A 409-nucleotide genomic window follows, 5' to 3' on the forward strand; every position below is an offset into this window, starting at 1 on the left:
AATGACCACCGTGCCGTACAAGGGCACGGCGCCGGCGATCGCCGACCTGCTGGGCGGCCAGATCGACCTGCTGTGCGACCAGACCACCAACACCACGAGCCAGATCGAGGCGAAGAAGGTCAAGCCGTACGCGGTGACCACGCTCAAGCGGCTGACGACGCCGGCGCTCAAGGACATCCCGACGCTGGACGAGTCGGGCATGAAGAACTTCCAGGTCACGATCTGGCACGGGCTGTACGCGCCCAAGGGCACGCCGCCGGCGGTACTCAAGAAGCTCAACGACGCGGTCAAGGTGGCGCTGAAGGACCCGGACTTCATCAAGAAGGAAGAGGGCCTGGGTGCGGTGGTGGTGACGGACAAGCGCGTGGAGCCGGCCGAGCACAAGAAGTTCGTGCAGGCGGAAGTCGCG

At 65.5% G+C, this 409-nt stretch carries 1 protein-coding gene; it reads left to right on the forward strand.

Features of this window, described 5'->3' with window-relative positions; all coding sequences use genetic code 11:
- On the forward strand, positions 1–409 hold a 409-nt coding region (locus K0H49_RS27915), incomplete at both ends, for a tripartite tricarboxylate transporter substrate-binding protein (protein ID WP_257625256.1).

This window comes from Variovorax boronicumulans, from assembly GCF_019352895.1.
Lineage (GTDB): Bacteria > Pseudomonadota > Gammaproteobacteria > Burkholderiales > Burkholderiaceae_C > Variovorax > Variovorax boronicumulans_A.